The organism is Arthrobacter sp. T2-23 (genome assembly GCF_055398325.1).
Window position 1 is genome coordinate 3,412,351 of record NZ_AP027917.1, and the last position, 13,730, is coordinate 3,426,080.

The following is a 13,730-nucleotide window of genomic DNA, read 5'->3' on the forward strand; positions in this document are numbered from 1 at the left end:
GAGCATGCCCATCGCTCGGCTCCACCAATGGGCATGTCCATCCGAGCGGCGCTCCGCAGGATGAGCATGTCCATCCCCGGGCGCGGCCAAGGCGCATGTCGATCCGGTGGCGCCGCCGCTGAGCATGCTCATAATGTGCCAGCTCGGTCCGATGGGCATGTCCGGCGGGCGAACCCAGCGATGGACATAATCTGGTTATGTCCATTGCTCCACGTCAGCGAAGGGCATGCCCGTCCGTGGGCTCAAACCCCGGAAGTGCATGTCCACGCCTGGGTGCCAGCGATGGGCATGTCCCTCCATGAGGTGCCGCAGGCGATGGGCATGTCCATCCGTGAGCTAGAGCCAGCGATGCGCATGTCCCGTTCCGGGTGGCCAGGCTCAAGCGGCTAGGCTGAAAGCGACGCCCAAACCGCGGCCCAGCGCCGCCAACCCTCATGAGGAGCACTTCCTTGGGATTTACTGAAATCTTCGTCGCCACCCATGATGCCGCCCTCAAGCGCGCGGCCGCCCTCGACGGCGGCGCCGCTGCCGGTCCCGGCGCCGTCCGCATTCCGGAGATCAGCGACTTCGAAGTGGAGCGGCTGGGCGACCTTGCCGGCGCCGCCGTGCACGCCAAGGGCGCCGACTATGAACTGGCCATGGTGGACGTGGCCAGCGACTCGCTCCTGGGCGCGCCGGCCGCCATGGTCCGGGCCCTGGCCGAGCTGCTCAGCTACGAGACGGAAGGCGAGGGCGACGTCCTGGCCGACGTCGCCGAGAGCTGGGCTGCCGAGGAGGACATGCCCTTCGGAGCCGAGCAGGCTGCCGTCTACGTCCGGCAGCTCGCCGAGCTTGCCGCCGGCATCGACCCCGCCACGAAGGCCGGACTCTACGTCTGGACGTCCTGACACCGGGGCCTACGGCGCCCAAACACACCGGCAGCGGGTGCCAAGTCGAAATCCGCGCGGTGATCTGGCACAATGAACAGGTACTCGATCTGCGTGGCCCCTCTCTCCGCGTCCGGATCCTGTCCTTTAGAACCCCCTAGTACGGCCCGCCCCACGGGTGCAGAACGCCGGGCTCGACCCCGTTTCAGAAACAGGAGTGACCACAAAAGTGGCCGTAAAGATTCGCCTTAAGCGCTTCGGTAAGATGCGCGCACCGTACTACCGCATCGTCGTCATGGACGCACGCTCCAAGCGTGATGGCCGTGCCATCGAAGAGATCGGCAAGTACCACCCCACCGAAGAGCCCTCGTACATCGAGGTCGACACGGACCGTGCCCAGTACTGGCTCGGCGTCGGCGCTCAGCCGTCCGAGCAGGTTGCCGCGATCCTCAAGATCACCGGTGACTGGCAGAAGTTCAAGGGTCTCCCGGGCCAGGAGGGCACCTTGAAGACCAAGGCTCCCAAGGAAGCCTTCGTCACCCCGGAAAAGGGTTCCGTGATCATCCCGGAAGCCATCACCAAGAAGGCCAAGAAGGACGACGCAGCCGAGGCCCCCGCCGACGCCGAAGCAGAGACCACCGAGGCTGAGTAAATTGCTGGCAGAAGCGCTCGAACACCTGGTCCGCGGGATTGTTGACAGTCCCGAGGACGTCAAGGTCAGTGCGAAGAACAACCGCCGCGGGGACACCCTCGAGGTGCGCGTTCATCAGGACGACCTCGGACGGGTGATCGGACGCCAGGGCCGCACCGCACGCGCACTGCGCACCGTGGTGGCGGCACTGGCCGACGGCGAACCGGTCAGGGTCGACGTCGTCGACACCGACCGCCGCCGGTAGCGCGACCAGCATTACTTGATCTTTAGTCCGGCCCCTCCACCAGCTTATGGTGGAGGGGCCGGACTGTTTTGCGCAGCAAACGCACCAACAACCCCAAGACTTCAAGAGAACCCGAACAGAGGAACAGATGCAGCTTCAGGTGGCACGAATCGGCAAGCCCCACGGCATCCGCGGCGAAGTGACCGTCCAGGTGCTCACGGATGCGCCCGGTGACCGCTTTGTTCCCGGCACGCAGTTCGTGGTGGAGCCGGCCTCGGCCGGGCCGCTGACCGTGGAGAGCGCCCGCTGGAACAAGGACATCCTGCTGCTGGCCTTCGAGGAAGTGGAGACCCGCAACGAGGCGGAAGCCCTCCGCGGCGCGAAGCTCTTCATCGAGACCGAGGAACTGGACGAGGACGACGACGAGGGCTGGTACGAGCACGAGCTCGTGGGCCTGGAGGTCCGGGTCGGCGACGCGGTGGTCGGCAAGGTATCCGGGCTGCACACCATGCCAGTCCAGGACCTGCTGGTGGTGACCGACCAGGCCGGCAAGGAAATCCTGATTCCGTTCGTGGAACAGATCGTCCCCGAGGTCAACGTTGCCGAAAAGTACGTCCTCGTCACCCCGCCGGCCGGCCTCTTCGAGGTCAATACGGACGCCGGCGAAACCCCGGACGTCGGCGACGCCGACGCCGACGATGACAAGAACGCGGCACCCGGCGCGGCGGACCGCGCCTGAGATGCGGATCGACGTCGTCAGCATCTTCCCCGAGTACCTGGCACCGCTGGAGCTGTCCCTGATCGGGAAAGCGCGCCAGGACGGGCTGCTGGAACTCAACGTCCATGACCTCCGTGACTTCACCACGGACCGGCACCGCACGGTGGACGACACCCCGTACGGCGGCGGCGCCGGCATGGTGATGAAGCCGGAGCCCTGGGCCCAAGCCCTGACCGCGGTGGCCGAGGCTGGCCCGAAAGCACCTAGGGCGGACGCTGCCCGCAAGCCCGTGCTGATTGTGCCGTCCCCGGCGGGGGAGCGCTTCAGCCAGGCGATCGCCCACGAACTCGCGGAAGAGGACCAGCTGGTCTTTGCCTGCGGACGCTACGAGGGCATCGACGAGCGCGTCCTGGAATGGGCCGCGGAGCACTTCACCGTCCGGCCCATGAGCCTCGGCGACTACGTGCTGAACGGCGGCGAGGTGGCAGTGCTGGCCATGGTCGAGGCCGTCGGGCGGCTGCTGCCCGGCGTTGTCGGCAACCCCGAATCGCTCGTGGAAGAATCCCACTCCGACGGCCTGCTCGAGTACCCCGTGTACACGAAACCCTCCCGCTGGCGGGAACGGGAGGTTCCCGCGGTGCTGCTGAGCGGCAACCACGGCAAGATTGCGCAGTGGCGGCGGCACGAACAGTACCGGCGCACCGCCGAACGCCGCCCGGACCTGCTGGAGGCGTTCGACGCCGGGAAGCTGCCCCGCGCGGACCGCACTGCTTTCGGGGAACTCGGGTACGACGTCGTCGACGGACGGCTCCGGCGCCGCCCGGACGCCTGAGCCGGACCGCGCCGCCGGTCCCGCCCGGCGGATTCACCAAAACGAACCGGAATGTGGCAAAATTAGTCCTTGTGCCTGCTGGGTGCGAACCTGCCACAGGGGGAGCGTCACCAACAGTGCGGCACCCCGGCGCCGTCAAGTCCTGACGGAGCCGGAACGACAATACTTTCGGCGGGAATTTCCGGTGCACTGCATCCGGGCTTGGCCGCCGTGACCCAACGTGGATGACCTGTGGCGTTCACCAGGAGTGGATCAATGCATATCCTCGATTCCGTAGACGCAGCCTCGCTGCGCAGCGATGTTCCCGAGTTCCGCGCGGGTGACACCATCAAGGTGCACGTGAACATCATCGAAGGCAAGAACTCCCGTGTCCAGGTCTTCCAGGGCTTCGTCCTGGGCCGCCAGGGCGACGGCGTCCGCGAAACCTTCACCGTCCGCAAGGTCTCCTTCGGCGTCGGCGTGGAGCGTACCTTCCCGGTGCACTCCCCGATCATCGACAAGATCGAGCTCGTCTCCAAGGGTGACGTGCGCCGCGCCAAGCTTTACTACATGCGTGCACTGCGCGGTAAGGCTGCGAAGATCAAGGAAAAGCGCGACTTCCAGACCGCCAAGTAAGTCCTCCGGACTTCCCAGCGGATCCACGGAGGATCCAGGCACGCGCCCGGATTATCCGCCACTGCGCCGTTCACCTGAGAAAAGCGTTAGAGGACACGGAGCATGGAACAGACAAAACGCCAGCCCAGGAAACTGGGCTGGCGTTTTGTGCTTCTGGGCCTGGTCCTCGCGGTCGCCATCAGCGGACTGGTCCGTTCGCTCTGGCTTGACGTCTATTTCATCCCGTCGGCGTCGATGGAGCCGCTCCTCCGTGACGGGGACCGGATTGTGGTTTCCCGAACCGGCTTCGCGGCCGAACCCGTGCGGCGCGGAGACGTCGTGGTCTTTGACGGCCGGGGCTCCTTCGCCCCGCTGAGCAGCGGCAAAGGCCCGGCCGCCGACTTCCTCGCCGCGGCCGGCCACTGGCTCGGCCTGACCGGCAGCGACACCACCTACGTTAAACGCGTCATCGGGCTGGCCGGTGATCACGTGGTGTGCTGCGACGCGAAGGGCAGGCTCACAGTAAACGGCCAGCCAGTTGAGGAACCCTATGTGTATGAGGGCGACGCCCCGAGCCAGCTGAAGTTCAGCGTGCTGGTCCCGGATGGCAGGCTCTGGCTGATGGGGGACCACCGCTCCAAGTCGGCCGATTCCCGCAGCCTGCTGGGTGCTCCCGGCGGCGGAATGGTCCCGCTGGACCGCGTGATCGGCCGGCCGGTACAGATCCTCTGGCCGCTTGATAGATTTGCAGCAATACCGCGGCCCACCGAGGCCGCCACAACGATGAAGAACGGACAGTAGATGCCCGAGACCGGACCCCGGACACCTGATCAGGGGAACGACGAGCCCCGGGTGACCTCTTCGCCCATCCCGGGCGCCGACCACCCGACGACGCAGCTACCGGCCGCGCCGCGGCCCCAGCACGCCCCGAAGCCGGTGCTGCCCGAGCGTGCCGAGGACCTCCCGCAGACGGGCCCCTCGCACGCGGGCCCGTCGTCGGCCCGCGCCCGGCGCGCAAAGGCCCGGGAAGGCCGCAGCCCCGCGTTCCTCTGGCTCAAGGAAGTTGCCACCGTAGTGGTGATCGCCGTCGTGCTGTCCTTCCTGATCAAGACCTTCCTGTTCCGGGCTTTCTACATCCCGTCCGAATCGATGATGAACACCCTGGATGTCAACGACCGGATCTTCGTCAACCTGCTGGTGCCGGAGCCGATCGCCATGCAGCGCGGCGACGTCGTCGTCTTCCGGGACACCAAGGGCTGGCTGGTACCGACGTCGACCAAGCCGGCCGGTCCGTTCACCGGCGTGCAGGACGCGCTGACCTTCGTGGGCCTGCTGCCGGACAACTCCGAACAGCACCTCGTCAAGCGCGTCATCGGCCTTCCCGGCGACCACGTCGTCTGCTGCGACGGCAGCGGCCGCCTCAGCGTCAATGGCCAGCCGCTGGACGAGAAGTACATCAACAGCGCCGAGGTCCCGCAGGTGCGCGACTTCGACGTTGTGGTGCCCGCGGGCAAAGTCTGGGTGATGGGAGACAACCGGAACCACTCCGCCGACTCCCGCGCCCACATGGAAAGCAACGGCGGCTTCATCGACGTGGCCGACATTGAGGGCAAGGCCGCCGTGATCGCCTGGCCGCTGAACCGGATCACGGCCCTGGACAACTACCCGGACGTTTTCCGCGGCGTCCCGGCGGCGGGGAAGTAAGGGCGGCAGCCGTGTCCGAAGCCCCAACCCTTGACTACGAGCGCCGCTTCCGGGGCTCCGGCGGGCGGCTGCTCGCCGGGATCGACGAGGTGGGCCGTGGCGCCCTGGCCGGGCCGGTGAGCGTCGGGATCGCCGTCGTGGACCTGGACCAGCAGGAGCTGCTCGCCGATGTGCGGGACAGCAAGCTGCTCAAGGTGGCGGACCGGGAGCGGCTGGAGCCGTTGGTGCGCAGCTGGAGCGTCGCCTCAGCGGTGGGGCACGCCTCCGCCGCCGAAATCGACGCGCTCGGGATCATCGGCGCGCTCCGGCTGGCCGGAAACCGTGCCTGGTTCTCGGTGCTGGCCGCCGGTGTGAGGCCGGACGTGGTGCTGCTGGACGGCAGCCACAACTGGCTCTCGCCCGTGGCACAGGCCTCGCTGTTCGACCCCGACCCCGACGACGCCGGCCCGGAGGGTCCCGGTTGCGACGCGCCGGTCCACACCCTGGTCAAGGCGGACATGCAGTGCCTCAGTGTGGCCGCGGCATCGGTCCTAGCCAAAGTCGAACGCGACCGCCAGATGACGGCCCTGCACACCGAGTACCCGGCCTTCGGCTGGAACGAAAACAAGGGCTACGGCACCGCCGCGCACAAAGACGCGCTCCGCGCCGCGGGTCCCACGCCGTACCACCGGGTGAGCTGGCAGCTGCTCGGCGACTGAGCCGTGGCGCGCGCCCGGCGCCCAATGGTGCAAGATGGAACCATGAGTGCCGAGGACCTTGAAAACTATGAAACCGACATGGAGCTGCAGCTCTACCGCGAATACCGCGACGTCGTCGGGCTGTTCAGCTATGTGGTCGAGACCGAGCGGCGTTTCTACCTGGCCAACCACGTGGACCTGCAGGCGCGCAGCGCCGACGGCGAGGTCTACTTCGACCTGACCCTGCAGGACGCCTGGGTCTGGGACGTGTACCGCTCCGCCCGGTTCGTCAAGAGCGTCCGCGTCATCACCTTCAAAGACGTCAACGTCGAGGAACTCCCGCGCAACGAGGAGCTCGCCCTGCCCAAGGTGGAGGGCCTGGGCAACTAGGATTCCGGGCCTTGAGCCGCCCGGATTCCGGAAAGTTACCCACATAGCCAAAGTTCCGTCCGCGTCCTGGCCGCCCTGCGTTCCACGCTGGAGGCATGAGAGCTAAGGACGTGCTGGGCCGCCGCGGTGAGGACCTCGCCGCGGGCTTCCTCGAGGCCCAGGGCATGCGGATCGTGGACCGGAACTGGCGCTGCCCCGAGGGCGAGATCGATATTGTGGCACTCGACGGCGACGCCCTGGTCATCGCCGAGGTCAAGACCCGCAAATCCCTCGCCTACGGACACCCCTTTGAAGCCGTGGGCGCGGACAAGCTGGCCCGGCTGCACCGGCTGGCCTCCGCGTGGTGCCGGGACCATGAGCTGCGGATGCCGCTGCGCCGTGTGGACGTCATCGCCGTGCTCGACGACGGCACCGGCGGCCCGGCCATCGAACACCTCAAAGGGGTGGGGTAGATGGCGCTGGGACGGACCTATTCGGTGGCGCTGGTGGGGCTGAACGGCTACATCGTCGAGGTCGAGGCGGACATCGGCCAGACCCTTCCCGCCTTTGTCATCCTCGGGCTGCCGGATGCCTCGCTCAACGAGGCCAGGGAACGGATCCGCTCGGCCGCGCAGAACTCCGGCATCCCGCTCAGCCGCCGCAAAATCACCGCCAACCTGATCCCGGCTTCCCTCCCAAAGCGCGGGTCCGGCTTCGACCTGTCGATCGCCATGGCCGTGCTGCTGGCCGCCAACGACATCCGCCCCACCGGCCGGCACGTCTTCATCGCGGAACTGGGCCTGGACGGCCGGCTGCGGCCCGTCCGCGGCATCCTTCCCGCCGTTATGGCCGCCGTCCAAGCCGGGTACCCCGATGTGGTGGTGGCCCAGGCCAACGCCGCCGAAGCCGAACTGGTGCCCGGCGCCCAGGTCCGGGGCTACCGGACCCTGGCCCGGCTGGCCTTCGACTTCGGCGCCGACCCGCAGGATCTGGCGCTCGACTTCGAGCCGATGGACGAGGAGCCGGACGGCTCCGGAGGGACCTCGGCGGCACCTCTGGCGCCGGACATGTGCGACGTCTCGGGCCAGGGGGAGGGCCGCCGGGCACTGGAAGTGGCGGCCGCCGGAGCACACCACGTGTTGCTGACCGGGCCGCCGGGGGCAGGTAAGACGATGCTCGCGGAGCGTCTGCCGGGCCTGCTCCCGGACCTTGGCGACCGGGAGGCCATGGAGGTGACAGCCATCCATTCGCTGAGTTCGCTCACGTCCGCGTCTGTCACGCTGCTGCGCCGGCCGCCCTACGAAAACCCGCACCACACCGCTACCGCAGCCGCCATCATCGGCGGCGGCTCGGGACTGCCCCGACCGGGCGCGGCTTCCAGGGCGCACCGTGGCGTACTCTTCCTCGACGAAGCCCCCGAGTACGAGCGACGGGTCCTCGACGCGCTCCGGCAGCCGCTGGAAAGCGGTGAACTAGTCATCCACCGCTCCGCCGGCACGGCCGCCTACCCTGCCCGCTTCCAGCTGGTCCTCGCTGCCAACCCGTGCCCCTGCGGCAAAGCCTCCGGCAAGGGGGTGGACTGCACCTGCACGCCGATGATGCGCCGCCGCTACCTCGCCCGTATGTCGGGGCCGCTGCTGGACCGGGTCGACATCCAGCTGGAGGTTGAACGCGTAGCGCTGGCGGACTTCGGGCACGCCCGTGCCGAGGAGGGAACGGCTTCCATCGCCGCCCGGGTGCGGTCCGCCCGGGAGCGCCAGCTGGAGCGGCTGCGTCCGCTCGGGCTGGAAACCAACTCGCAGGTCCCGGGACGGGTGCTCCGTGGCCTGCTGCGCCTGCCCGGGCCGACAACCCGGATCCTCGACCACGCGCTAGAACGCGGCACCCTGACGGCCCGTGGCTACGACCGCGTGCTGCGCCTCGCCTGGACCCTGACGGACCTCGCGGGCCGCGACGGCCCCGACGCGGACGACATCGGCCAGGCGCTGGGCCTCCGTCAGGCCGCAGCAGCAGCCGCGGCTTGACCGCCCCGGCTCCGTCCCGGCGTAGACCCGACCCCGTCCCGTGCAGGGAACCACAGCGTGAAGAGAAGGCAGCACCATGACAGAGAACGAACGGACGGCACGGGCCGCCCTGTCCCGGCTCCTTGAACCCCAGGACGCAGCCGGGCTGGCGCTGGTCCAGGTCGCCGGGGCGGAGGACGCCCTGAGGATCGCCACCGGACAGCTTGCAGCCGGGCCGGGGTTGGAACAGGAACTGTCCGGGGTGCTGGAGGAGAACGGCGCCGGAGGCGGTTGGACGGGCCTGGGCATGGCCCTCAAGCGCTGGGCGCCCCGGGTTCCCGACCTGGCACCGGAACGTGACCTGGCGACGCTGCAGCGCCTTGGCGGCCGTCTGCTCATCCCGGCGGATGAACTGTGGCCCCGCCAGCTCGCCGACCTGGGGCTGCAGGAACCACTCTGCCTCTGGTGGCGCGGCGTGGAACAAGAACTGCCGGCGCTGAACAAGGCCGTCGCGCTGGTGGGATCCCGGGACAGCACCTCATACGGTTCCGCCGTCACGGGCGACCTCGCCTATGCCCTCGCCCAACGCGGATTCACGATCGTCTCCGGGGGAGCCTACGGCATCGACGCCCACGCCCACCGGGCCGCGCTGGCCGGCGCCGCCGGGGGACTGCCAACCATCGCCGTCATGGCCGGGGGAGTGGACCGTTTCTATCCTGCGGGCAACGAGGACCTGCTCCGGACGGTCGCCAACCAGGGAGCGGTGTTGGCCGAGGTCCCGCCGGGCTCGGCGCCCACACGCTACCGCTTCCTGCAGCGCAACAGGCTCATAGCCGCGCTGGCCGCCGTCACGGTGGTGGTGGAGGCGCGGTGGAGGTCCGGCGCGCTCAACACCGCCCACCATGCCGAAACGCTGGGACGGGCCGTCGGGGCCGTTCCCGGTTCGGTTCACAGTGCCAACTCGGCCGGCTGCCACCGCCTGCTGCGCGAGGGCGGGGCGGTCTGCGTCACTGACGCCGCAGAGATCGCGGAACTCGCCGCACCCAGCGGCGACTTCCTGCCGGAGCCGCAGTCCGGCCGGGTAGCGGCCCACGACGGGCTCACCCTCGAAGACCTGATCCTGCTGGATGCCCTCCCGCTGCGGATCACAAGCACCGTCGAAAAGCTCGCCACGGTCGCCGGGCTCAGCCCGGAATCAGTGCGGGCGGGCCTCGGCCGGCTCGGACTCCTGGGCCTGGCGGAAACCCGCCACGGCGGCTGGAAACGCACCCCCGCAGCGGGATGAGGGACGGTACAAGCGCTGCGGCGCAGGGATACGGGAGCGGCCGCCGATTGGTCACGGCACACCCCCCAACAAACTCCAGGTCCGCCGCACCCTCAGCGGCGCGCCGCCGGGCTCCGCCGGTACCGGACCAATTGCTGGGAGAGTTGGAGGGTGTCATCCCAGCAACTTCCCGCAGCGCTCGCCGAAGCCGCCCACGGTTTCGGCCGGTACCTGGAAGCGGAACGTGGTCGCTCGGCCCACACCGTGCGCGCCTACCTCTCAGACGTCGGCAGCCTGCTCGCGCACGCGGTCTCGGAAAACGCGGAGGACCTCGCCGATCTCGAACTCGGTACCCTGCGCCGCTGGCTCGGTGCCCAGAGCGAGTCGGGCATGTCCCGCGCCACGCTGGCCCGGCGCGCCGCCACAGCCCGGGCCTTTACCGCCTGGGCCGTCCGCGAGGAACTCATCACGGCGGACCCCGCCCTGCGGCTGAAGGCCCCGAAGCGGGAAAAGTCGCTGCCCGGCGTGCTGCAGCAGGGGCAGGTCCAGCGGCTCGTGGCCGGGGCGGAATCGGCAGCCGCTGAGGGTGAGCCGTTGGCCCTGCGCAACCGCGCGATGCTGGAACTGCTCTATGCCACCGGTGTCCGGGTGGGGGAGCTCGCCGGCCTGGACGTCGACGACCTGGACCCTGACCGTCGAACACTGCGCGTGCTCGGCAAGGGCAACAAGGAACGGACCGTCCCCTACGGCCTCCCGGCGGCGCTCGCCGTGGATGACTGGCTGCGCCGCGGACGCCCGGCCCTGGCCGCGGCCGAATCGGGACCCGCACTCTTCCTGGGCGCGCGCGGCAAGCGGGTGGACCAGCGGCAGGTCCGCAGCGTCGTGAAGGGCCTGCTCGACGGCCTGGGCGACACCTCGGCGACGGGCCCGCACGCGCTGCGGCACTCGGCAGCGACGCACCTGCTCGACGGCGGCGCGGACCTCCGTGCCGTGCAGGAAATCCTCGGTCACAGCAGCCTGGCGACCACCCAGATCTATACCCATGTCTCGGTCGACAGGCTCCGGCAAAGCTACCAACAGGCCCATCCGCGCGCCTGAACGGGCCGCCGGATACGCCGCGCCGGGCGCGGGCCGGGGTAGCATTCCGGCACCCGTCCCGGCACGCCCGCAGAACCCCGACAGGCCAAAACGGCGCGCCGGAAACGACGCGCGGAATTGCACTGGCGTAATTAGGCGGGGTACGGCAGAATAAGACTCACGCCCGGCAACTTTCAAGTGGTGCTTGAAGCTCTTGAGCATCGTTCCACCACCTGAGGTCCGGACCTATTTTTTGCATCGTGTGGTTTTGAAGAAACTGAATAGTCTGGCAGGGGCAGCCGCCCCGAACGCGGATTCACGCAGCAGACAGGCATCCAGGCAGAGGTCGTTGGGGAAGACGTACCTATAGCTATGGAGGATGGAATGTCTGTTGCACTAACCCGCGGTGTCCTGTTCGTTCACTCGGCCCCGACCGCCCTGTGCCCCCACGTTGAGTGGGCCATTGGGTCTGTCGTGGACAAGCGGACGGACCTTGAGTGGACTGCCCAGCCCGCCGCGCCCGGAATGTTCCGGGCCGAGCTGTCGTGGACCGGAACGCCGGGCACGGGGGCTCAATTGGCGTCTGCGCTCCGCGGCTGGGCGCACCTGCGCTACGAGGTCACCGAAGAGCCCAGCCAGGGCGTCGACGGCGGCCGCTGGTCGCACACCCCCGAGCTCGGCATCTTCCACGCCGTCACGGACGTGCACGGCAACATCATGGTCTCCGAGGACCGCATCCGCTACGCCTACGAATCAGGCGCCGGCGACCCTTCCGCGGTCTACCACGAGCTCTCCCTGGCACTCGGCGAGGCCTGGGACGAGGAACTCGAACCCTTCCGGCACGCCGCCGAAGGCGCCCCCGTGCGCTGGCTCCACCAGGTCGGCTAATCCTCCCCGCTGATCCTCCAGCGCAGGAGCGAACTACACTCCATAGCAACGCCAAATGACAGATGGCGGCAATGTTCACGAGGAACATTGCCGCCATCTGTCATTTGGCGTGCGGACCCATAGGCCCGGGTGGCGTTAGATGCTGCGGACGGCGATGACGGCGTTGTGGCCGCCGAAGCCGAAGGAGTTGCTCAGCGCCACGATGCTTCCGCCTGGCAGCGCGCGCTCGGAGGTGACGACATCGAGCGGGATCTCGGGATCCTGGTTCTCGAGGTTGATCGTCACGGGCGCCTTGCGCTCATGTACGGCCAGCACGGTCAGCACGGCCTCCACAGCACCGGAGGCGCCAAGCAGGTGCCCCATCTGGGATTTGGTGGCGGAGACCGCCACGTCATCCACGTGCTTGCCGAGGGCGGCCTTGAGGGCGGTGTACTCGGGCTTGTCGCCGACCGGGGTGGACGTGGCGTGGGCATTGACGTGCACTACGTCCTCGGCCTGGATCCGGCCGTCGAACATGGCCGCCTTCAGCGCACGGGTGGCGCCGAGGCCCTCCGGGTCCGGGGCGGTGATGTGGTAGGCGTCGGCGGTCACCGAGGTGCCGGCGAGTTCGGCATAGATCCGGGCGCCGCGGGCGATCGCGTGCTCCTCGGCCTCGAGGACCAGCGCGCCGGCGCCTTCACCCATGACGAAGCCGTCACGGTCGCGGTCGTAGGGCCGTGAGGCGTGCTCGGGATCGTCGTTGCGGCGCGAGAGTGCCTGCATCGAGGAGAAGGCGGCAATCGGCATCGGGTGGATGGCAGCTTCAGCGCCGCCGCAGACGACGACGTCGGCCTTCCCGGAACGGATCAGGTCCAGTCCCATGTGCACGGCCTCGGTGCCGGAGGCGCAGGCGGAGACGGGGGTGTGGGCACCGGCGCGGGCGCCCAGGTCGAGGCTGACCGCGGCGGCAACGCCGTTGGGCATCAGCATCGGCACGGTCATCGGCAGGACGCGGCGCGGGCCCTTTTCGCGCAGGGTGTCCCAGGCGTCCAGGAGGGTCCACACGCCGCCGATGCCGGTCGCGAAGGCGACGGCGAGGCGGTCGTGGTCGACCTCGGTGATGTTGGCGTCGGCCCAGGCTTCGCGGGCGGCGATGACGCCGAACTGCGTGGACGGATCCATCCGCTTGGCCTCGACGCGGCTCAGGACCTCAAGGGCGGGGGTGGAGGCGCGCGCCGCGAAGTGTACGGGCAGCTCGTATTTGGCTACCCAGTCGTCCTCCAGCGTGTGCGCCCCGGAGACGCCCTTCAGCGCGTTCTTCCACATCGTGGGGACATCGCCGCCAATGGGTGTGGTGGCACCCAGACCGGTAATGACTACTTTGCGTGCCATGGGATCACTCTCTGTCGGTGCGCCTGCCGTGTCCGGAACCCGTGAGGGCGGCCGGGGCCTGCGTGGGGAAAACTCGGTGGTCGTGCTGTAAGGAACTCAGCGGTCATGCAAGAAAGGCGTCTAGCGGTGTGTTCCGGTCCGGGGCGCCGACAAAGGCGCCCCGGACCGGCCACAGCTCCGGCTTTCGGGCCGGAGCCAGGGCTCAGGCGGGATTAGGCCTGGGCGCTGGCGATGAAGCTGACGGCGTCGCCGACGGTCTTGAGGTTCTTGACCTCTTCGTCCGGGATGCGCACGCCGAACTTTTCCTCGGCGTTGACGACGATGGTCATCATGGAGATGGAGTCGATGTCCAGGTCTTCGGTGAAGGACTTGTCCATTTCGACGGCCTCAGGGGCCAGACCGGTCTCTTCGTTGACGATTTCAGCCAGGCCGGCCAGGATTTCTTCGTTGCTAGCCATTGATGGCTCCTTTTCTTGTTGGTGCCGTGGGCTT

Annotated in this window: 17 protein-coding genes; 15 read left to right on the forward strand and 2 right to left on the reverse strand. The window is 68.6% G+C overall.

What is annotated here, in order from left to right; all coding sequences use genetic code 11:
- Window positions 1-449: 449 nt before the first annotated feature.
- The 15 genes from ACZ5Z0_RS15920 (at window position 450) to ACZ5Z0_RS15990 (ending at window position 11,867) form a co-directional block, all read left to right on the forward strand.
- Window positions 450-887, forward strand: coding sequence for a hypothetical protein (locus tag ACZ5Z0_RS15920; RefSeq protein ID WP_464109253.1), 438 nt, complete (start codon window positions 450-452; stop codon window positions 885-887).
- Between the two features lie 208 nt (window positions 888-1,095).
- The gene (rpsP, locus tag ACZ5Z0_RS15925; protein WP_138769023.1) at window positions 1,096-1,518 is read left to right on the forward strand and encodes a 30S ribosomal protein S16; all 423 of its coding nucleotides are present in this window, start codon (window positions 1,096-1,098) and stop codon (window positions 1,516-1,518) included.
- 1 nt (window position 1,519) lies between these two features.
- Window positions 1,520-1,762 carry an RNA-binding protein gene (locus tag ACZ5Z0_RS15930; RefSeq protein WP_056426755.1) on the forward strand — a complete coding sequence of 81 codons (243 nt, stop codon included), beginning with the start codon at window positions 1,520-1,522 and terminating at the stop codon, window positions 1,760-1,762.
- Window positions 1,763-1,889: 127 nt separating this feature from the next.
- The gene (rimM, locus tag ACZ5Z0_RS15935; RefSeq protein ID WP_464109254.1) at window positions 1,890-2,480 is read left to right on the forward strand and encodes a ribosome maturation factor RimM; all 591 of its coding nucleotides are present in this window, start codon (window positions 1,890-1,892) and stop codon (window positions 2,478-2,480) included.
- A gap of 1 nt (window position 2,481) precedes the next feature.
- On the forward strand, window positions 2,482-3,291 hold the full coding sequence (gene trmD / locus ACZ5Z0_RS15940) for a tRNA (guanosine(37)-N1)-methyltransferase TrmD (RefSeq protein ID WP_464110806.1): 810 nt from the start codon (window positions 2,482-2,484) through the stop codon (window positions 3,289-3,291).
- A gap of 255 nt (window positions 3,292-3,546) precedes the next feature.
- Window positions 3,547-3,906, forward strand: coding sequence for a 50S ribosomal protein L19 (gene rplS / locus ACZ5Z0_RS15945; RefSeq protein WP_090953186.1), 360 nt, complete (start codon window positions 3,547-3,549; stop codon window positions 3,904-3,906).
- 102 nt (window positions 3,907-4,008) lie between these two features.
- A complete protein-coding gene (lepB, locus tag ACZ5Z0_RS15950; RefSeq protein ID WP_464109255.1) occupies window positions 4,009-4,686 on the forward strand; it encodes a signal peptidase I in 678 nt (225 codons plus the stop codon).
- Window positions 4,687-5,589: a signal peptidase I gene (gene lepB, locus ACZ5Z0_RS15955; RefSeq protein WP_464109256.1), complete on the forward strand. Its 903-nt coding sequence runs from the start codon at window positions 4,687-4,689 to the stop codon at window positions 5,587-5,589.
- An 11-nt stretch (window positions 5,590-5,600) separates the two neighbouring features.
- Window positions 5,601-6,287, forward strand: coding sequence for a ribonuclease HII (locus tag ACZ5Z0_RS15960; RefSeq protein ID WP_464109257.1), 687 nt, complete (start codon window positions 5,601-5,603; stop codon window positions 6,285-6,287).
- Window positions 6,288-6,329: 42 nt separating this feature from the next.
- A complete protein-coding gene (locus tag ACZ5Z0_RS15965; RefSeq protein ID WP_349411448.1) occupies window positions 6,330-6,656 on the forward strand; it encodes a DUF2469 domain-containing protein in 327 nt (108 codons plus the stop codon).
- Window positions 6,657-6,751: 95 nt separating this feature from the next.
- Entirely contained in the window at window positions 6,752-7,108 is a 357-nt protein-coding gene (locus ACZ5Z0_RS15970; protein WP_464109258.1) for a YraN family protein, read from the forward strand.
- The gene (locus tag ACZ5Z0_RS15975) at window positions 7,109-8,659 is read left to right on the forward strand and encodes a YifB family Mg chelatase-like AAA ATPase (protein ID WP_464109259.1); all 1,551 of its coding nucleotides are present in this window, start codon (window positions 7,109-7,111) and stop codon (window positions 8,657-8,659) included.
- Between the two features lie 76 nt (window positions 8,660-8,735).
- Window positions 8,736-9,923 carry a DNA-processing protein DprA gene (gene dprA, locus ACZ5Z0_RS15980; protein ID WP_464109260.1) on the forward strand — a complete coding sequence of 396 codons (1,188 nt, stop codon included), beginning with the start codon at window positions 8,736-8,738 and terminating at the stop codon, window positions 9,921-9,923.
- 150 nt (window positions 9,924-10,073) lie between these two features.
- Window positions 10,074-11,000 carry a tyrosine recombinase XerC gene (locus ACZ5Z0_RS15985; RefSeq protein ID WP_464109261.1) on the forward strand — a complete coding sequence of 309 codons (927 nt, stop codon included), beginning with the start codon at window positions 10,074-10,076 and terminating at the stop codon, window positions 10,998-11,000.
- 363 nt (window positions 11,001-11,363) lie between these two features.
- Entirely contained in the window at window positions 11,364-11,867 is a 504-nt protein-coding gene (locus tag ACZ5Z0_RS15990; RefSeq protein WP_136322385.1) for a DUF3145 domain-containing protein, read from the forward strand.
- Window positions 11,868-12,002: 135 nt separating this feature from the next.
- Here ACZ5Z0_RS15990 and fabF read toward each other — a convergent pair whose 3' ends face one another.
- Window positions 12,003-13,238: a beta-ketoacyl-ACP synthase II gene (gene fabF / locus ACZ5Z0_RS15995; protein WP_464109262.1), complete on the reverse strand. Its 1,236-nt coding sequence runs from the start codon at window positions 13,236-13,238 to the stop codon at window positions 12,003-12,005.
- A gap of 212 nt (window positions 13,239-13,450) precedes the next feature.
- Complete coding sequence (locus tag ACZ5Z0_RS16000) at window positions 13,451-13,696, reverse strand: acyl carrier protein (protein ID WP_138769033.1); 246 nt, start codon at window positions 13,694-13,696, stop codon at window positions 13,451-13,453.
- Window positions 13,697-13,730 lie beyond the last annotated feature (34 nt).

Bases quoted from the DNA above. Each gene is read 5' to 3' on its own strand.
- fabF (WP_464109262.1), bottom strand. From the start codon at position 13,238: ATGGCACGCAAAGTAGTCATTACCGGTCTGGGTGCCACCACACCCATT.
- ACZ5Z0_RS15965 (WP_349411448.1), top strand. From the start codon at position 6,330: ATGAGTGCCGAGGACCTTGAAAACTATGAAACCGACATGGAGCTGCAG.
- lepB (WP_464109256.1), top strand. From the start codon at position 4,687: ATGCCCGAGACCGGACCCCGGACACCTGATCAGGGGAACGACGAGCCC.
- lepB (WP_464109255.1), top strand. From the start codon at position 4,009: ATGGAACAGACAAAACGCCAGCCCAGGAAACTGGGCTGGCGTTTTGTG.
- ACZ5Z0_RS15970 (WP_464109258.1), top strand. From the start codon at position 6,752: ATGAGAGCTAAGGACGTGCTGGGCCGCCGCGGTGAGGACCTCGCCGCG.
- ACZ5Z0_RS15990 (WP_136322385.1), top strand. From the start codon at position 11,364: ATGTCTGTTGCACTAACCCGCGGTGTCCTGTTCGTTCACTCGGCCCCG.
- rimM (WP_464109254.1), top strand. From the start codon at position 1,890: ATGCAGCTTCAGGTGGCACGAATCGGCAAGCCCCACGGCATCCGCGGC.
- ACZ5Z0_RS15975 (WP_464109259.1), top strand. From the start codon at position 7,109: ATGGCGCTGGGACGGACCTATTCGGTGGCGCTGGTGGGGCTGAACGGC.
- ACZ5Z0_RS16000 (WP_138769033.1), bottom strand. From the start codon at position 13,696: ATGGCTAGCAACGAAGAAATCCTGGCCGGCCTGGCTGAAATCGTCAAC.
- trmD (WP_464110806.1), top strand. From the start codon at position 2,482: ATGCGGATCGACGTCGTCAGCATCTTCCCCGAGTACCTGGCACCGCTG.
- rplS (WP_090953186.1), top strand. From the start codon at position 3,547: ATGCATATCCTCGATTCCGTAGACGCAGCCTCGCTGCGCAGCGATGTT.
- dprA (WP_464109260.1), top strand. From the start codon at position 8,736: ATGACAGAGAACGAACGGACGGCACGGGCCGCCCTGTCCCGGCTCCTT.